The sequence below is a fragment of the Lentilactobacillus hilgardii DSM 20176 = ATCC 8290 genome (assembly GCF_000159315.1).
GTDB lineage: Bacteria > Bacillota > Bacilli > Lactobacillales > Lactobacillaceae > Lentilactobacillus > Lentilactobacillus hilgardii.
On the sequence record NZ_GG669992.1, the window covers coordinates 379,240 to 384,107 of the forward strand.

At 38.6% G+C, this 4,868-nt stretch carries 4 protein-coding genes and 1 pseudogene; 1 reads left to right on the plus strand and 4 read right to left on the minus strand.

Annotation, left to right across the window (positions count from 1 at the left end; translation table 11 throughout):
* Positions 1-30 precede the first annotated feature (30 nt).
* The 4 genes and pseudogenes from HMPREF0519_RS14705 to HMPREF0519_RS14655 form a co-directional block, all read right to left on the minus strand.
* Positions 31-749, minus strand: a pseudogene (locus HMPREF0519_RS14705) (GH25 family lysozyme).
* A gap of 236 nt (positions 750-985) precedes the next feature.
* Positions 986-1,918, minus strand: a complete 933-nt coding sequence (locus tag HMPREF0519_RS01795) for a GH25 family lysozyme (RefSeq protein WP_225429178.1) — start codon at positions 1,916-1,918, stop codon at positions 986-988.
* A 65-nt stretch (positions 1,919-1,983) separates the two neighbouring features.
* On the minus strand, positions 1,984-2,154 hold the full coding sequence (locus HMPREF0519_RS14225; RefSeq protein ID WP_225429095.1) for a hypothetical protein: 171 nt from the start codon (positions 2,152-2,154) through the stop codon (positions 1,984-1,986).
* Between the two features lie 330 nt (positions 2,155-2,484).
* Positions 2,485-2,724 carry a helix-turn-helix domain-containing protein gene (locus HMPREF0519_RS14655; RefSeq protein ID WP_324602951.1) on the minus strand — a complete coding sequence of 80 codons (240 nt, stop codon included), beginning with the start codon at positions 2,722-2,724 and terminating at the stop codon, positions 2,485-2,487.
* A gap of 839 nt (positions 2,725-3,563) precedes the next feature.
* Between HMPREF0519_RS14655 and HMPREF0519_RS01805 the strand changes: the two genes are divergently transcribed.
* Positions 3,564-4,559, plus strand: coding sequence for a LacI family DNA-binding transcriptional regulator (locus HMPREF0519_RS01805; RefSeq protein WP_003634144.1), 996 nt, complete (start codon positions 3,564-3,566; stop codon positions 4,557-4,559).
* Positions 4,560-4,868 lie beyond the last annotated feature (309 nt).

Genomic DNA, 4,868 nt, shown 5'->3' on the forward strand with positions numbered 1-4,868 from the left:
GATTAAAATAAAGAATTGAAAATTGCCTTTTTAGTCATTTAAATAATAGCTGTTATTAAGCTGACTGACATCTAATTTACCTGCCTGACCGGCAAATTTAAAGTTGGATGTCCATTGCCAAGCATTGGCAGCAACATATTTCTTTCCCGTTGGATTATTTGGATAGTTGGCAAGCCACCCGAGATTAGCGGTGTTCATGCTGACATAACTATCAACCCAATTAGCGTTGGTATAAATATCGGTTTTGCTGAAGCCAGCAGCTTTAACGACCTTGTTAAATGCCTTGATATTTCGATCATTGGTTGCAATTGAAAGGTGAGCTAATTTGGGAGCCTCAAAATCAACGGCCATGACGACGTTTCGCTGACTGGTTACCCCTTTTACTTTTTTACAAAGTATTTTGCCTCTTTTTTAGCTTGGTTCTTGGTAGTGAATTGAGCATAATGATAAAAGTTAATGCTTAAACCCGACGATTGAGCCGTGGCAGTTTGCTGACCCAGTAATGGATTGGTATAAAAAGTGCCTTCCGTTGCTTTAATTGTCATGGCCTGTACACCGGAATCCTTCATATTTTGAAGGCCAAGGTTTGTTTGAGCTCCTTGATAAGCCGAGATGTCAACCATATCAGCGTTTGGATGATTGGCCGAAAAAGTGTTGCCCTGGACGGATAAGCTGGCATTACCAGCAAATAGTGCACCAAAAGTAGCTAGTGCCAAAGCGGCAAGTTTTAGGGAATTTGATTTTTTCATTTAAATTGTACTCCTGTGATTGGATTCTAAGTTGTCGGTAATGATAATATAGTCCGAATCGTATCACAATAGTTGTCTTTTTAAAAATAGCTCTTATGTAGCCTTTCTCAATAGTGGCGCGGATAAAAGCATTTATTTACAGTCATACAACAATCAGGTAACAGGCTGTAATATCTAAAAAAATGAGACTGGAACAAAATTAAATTTTGTCCAACCTCATTTTGGGTTTCTATAGATTATTTATTCAAATAACCGCGCCAAATCCAGCCACCATGCTGGCCGTTTGCACTCTTAACGTGATAATAAATAGCGTAATGTCCGGAATTCTTCATATATAACTTTTCATGGGCGTCGGTGTACCAAGTGATGTCGGGCATATCCGAATTGTAACCGTAACGCATGCCAAGATGCTTGGAGTAACGGGCACCATCCGTTGTTTTGTAGGCATGACGGCCCATATTGCTCCGCCATACTAGTTTAACGGATTTGGAACGGCTGGCTGAATACTGTTTGCCGGATGGTCCCGGTACTTTAACAATTTCACCCGGTGTTGATGATGTTGAACCGCTCGTTGTCGAACTTGACGAGCTGGAAATTGAACTTGATGAACTTGATAAACTCGATGAACTTGAGGAACTGCTGGAGCCGGTTGTTGGCGTCGACGTATCAGTTGTTGAGCCAGCTGTTGAATTCAAGTAAAAATCGTTGTTCATTTGGCTGACATCCATGTTTTGATTAATTGATGGGAATCGATAATCGGATGCCCATTGCCATGCGTTGGCAGAAGTATATTTACTGCCGGTTGGGTTATTTGGATAGTCTGCAATCCAACCATTATTGGAAGTGTTCGTATCAATGTGTACACCCAACCAACTTGCCATTGTGTATAGGTCGGTTTTATTATAGCCGGCCTGGTTAAGTGTTGCATCAAAGGCGGCCAGGTTGGCATCGTTTTGCGATTTGGAAACGCCTGCTAATTCTGATGATTCAAAATCGGCAACCATGACGACGTCTTTGGAGTTGGTAACAAGTTGAACTGCTTTAATAAAGTTTTGAGCTTCACTTTGAGCCTGATCGGTTGAGGTGAAGTGGACAAAATGGTAGAAGTTGACACTCAGGCCTGCCTGTTGTGCATATTGAACCTGTTGTGACAGGTAGGGATTCGTTATAGTAGGTACCTTCGGTTGCTTTAATTGTCACGGCCTTAACACCGTTGCCAGCCATTGTTTGGTAATCAGCGGCAGTTAGGTTTCCCTGCCAGCTGGGAAACATCGACCATATCGGTTTTTGGTAAAGTACTTGATGGGGACAAAGCAGCGTTTGCTGTTACAGAGGTTCCCAACAAGATTCCTCCGGCAATCATTCCAAGGATTGCCAATTTGGTTTTTTTATGATTAAATGTCATCTGATTCTCAACCCCTCATATTCGTTGTGTTCACTTGCGATACTAACATGAATACGGGGTTAACAAAAGCGAATTCACTTGTTGTTACTTCTTTTTCGATCAAGTGAAAAACTCCAGTAAATTGCTAGTAATATAACGGCTGCAAATGTAATAGTTGTTACATTGTTTGGCAACGTGCCGTTATGGACTGCCCAGGCAATCCAAATTAAAATGATTTAGAAAAAACCAAGAGATAATTGATTGACCGGCAAATTTTTTTGTGAAGATATGCATTGTAAATTCCTCCTAAGAATTTTTGTGTTGTAAAGGGAAAGTATGATTGTTTGGGACTTATTCAGAGATGTCACCATTTTCAGGAATATAATCGATAGAATCCGCAATTCGTTTTGGAATTGGAATTTGAGGATCAACGTGTGGATTATTGAGGTGAATTAAGTTATATGATTTCCTGTATTCACTGGGGGATAATCCTGTTGAGCTTTTGAAACGTCTCATAAATACCTTTGGATCATTAAAATATGAGTTATAGGCAACCTGTTTAACCGGCATTTCTGTTCGGATTAGAAGCAAGGTAGCAACTTCGATTTTAATGAAGTTAAGAACTGAAGTGTGGTCATACCTGTACAGTGTTTAAGGAGTCGGGTTAAATAATTCGCGTTTAAACTGACATTATCGGTAATTTCCTCAACCGTTAACGTATTCTGGACATGTTTGCCCGGATCCATTTTTGGTTTGAAATACGATGTAAACGCATTCTATTAGAGTGATTGCTGTATGAAATAAGCTTAATTAAAAATATCGAAGGTAATTGAAACTTATTTCACCCCATGTTACACTATCCAACTTATCGAAATGAATAGGTAAACGTTATTTCTGACATAGCGTTAATCGAAACCCCATTCGATACTATTTGTGATAATAATGCGCCCCGTTAGTTGTTATTTTATATAACAAGTACCGGGGCCTTTTTGATTTTGAAAGTAATTGCGGAAAAATGTAAACAATTATGAAAAAACTCTTTGGGAGTCATTTTCATATCAAAAACAGTTTCCAATAAAGATAGAAAACGTCATTTTCAAGCAAACGGAGGTAGGGATTACCGGTATTGTGGGTCTCTCCAAACGAGGCCGTGGAATTCAAAGTATAAAAGGCTTATCTAAACATTCAGGATGAAGGATATTCAAATAGATCCTTTTTATCCATGATTTTTTGTTAATTTATGGAAGCTAACTTGGTCGTTTATTTGTTAATTTTTACCCAAAATTGATAAGCCTTAGTCCCTATCGTTTATCAAATCTTCCGGTAGTGGTAAACTAAAGCAGTATATTTATGATGAAAGTAGGTTGAACTGAATTTAGTAAAATTTACGTAAAATACCTTAAAATTTAGTACATTAATAGGTGATAGTAATGACAACGATTAAAGATGTTGCGAATGAAGCCGGCGTTTCAATCTCTACGGTTTCGCGGATCTTAAACTTTGATGATACCTTATCCGTTGGGGAAGATACACGGCGACGGGTCTTAGAAGTTGCAGAAAAACTACAGTACAAAAAACGTAACAAGCGGGCATCTAAATTAGGAAAGCAAATTGTAATTGTTCAATGGCATACTGATAAAGAGGAACTTTCCGATCTATATTATCTTCAAATTCAGTATGGAATTGAAAATAAAGCAGCTAGTCTGGGTGCTACTATCGAGCGGGTTACATATGAGTCAATCGATAAGAATCGGATTAAGAACTTTGACGGCATTATTGCCGTTGGAAAGTTTGATACTACCGAAGTCACCCAATTGAAATCTTATGGGTTGCCGGTTATTTGTATTGGAGAGAACTACCTTGGGTATAATTTAGATTGTATTCGTAGTGATTTTGAAACGCCGGTTAGAAAGATTATTGATCGGTTTATTCGAAATGGGATTGATGATATTGGTATGATTGCCGGTAAGGAACTTATCGTCACTGAAAAACAAGGCGTCCGTGATCCCCGAGTGGCAACCTTTAATCAATATTTAAAGAGTAAAGGGCTTTATAATGATAAATTTGTTTATCAAGGCCCATTTGGACCGGAATCCGGCTTTAATTTAATGACTAAAGCTATTAACGAACTTGGAGCAAGGCTACCCCATGGATTTGTGATAGGGAGCGATTCAATGGCCGTTGGTGTACTCCGCGCTTTGCAGCAGCATCATATTGATGTACCAAATCGTGTAAGCTTGATCAGCTTTAATGATGTGGCAATCGCTAAATATACCAGTCCGGCACTGACAACTGTTCATGTGCATACTGAATTGATGGGTGAACGAGCAATTGAAATGTTATTGGAACGGGTTAAAAATCCCAAAAAGATTCCGGAATTGATTATTATCGGAACTGAGTTAATGGAACGGGAAAGTAGTATTTAAAATAAGGGGATTTGCTTTTATTTCGCATTTCAACCTGTTAATGTTTATGGTTAAAAAGATGAGGGCAAAAATTATTTTTGCCTTCATCTTTTATTGTCTTGGAGATGGATTAGGTGACTCATTTCTAGTGATTTAGAGACTAACTAATTAATCGATTGAATCGGCCGCTGTTTTGGAAATTCAATAAAACCATGAATTTTTTAGGTGCGATTGGGATTAATTTCAGTGCAAACCAGTTGATCAGCATGGACGATTTCCAAACTAATAGTGAGGTGATGCCGCTTTGTTGCGTGTTATAACAATCGTTTG

Coding starts and splice junctions, on each gene's coding strand:
- HMPREF0519_RS14225 (WP_225429095.1), bottom strand. CDS start 2,154: ATGACATTTAATCATAAAAAAACCAAATTGGCAATCCTTGGAATGATT.
- HMPREF0519_RS01805 (WP_003634144.1), top strand. CDS start 3,564: ATGACAACGATTAAAGATGTTGCGAATGAAGCCGGCGTTTCAATCTCT.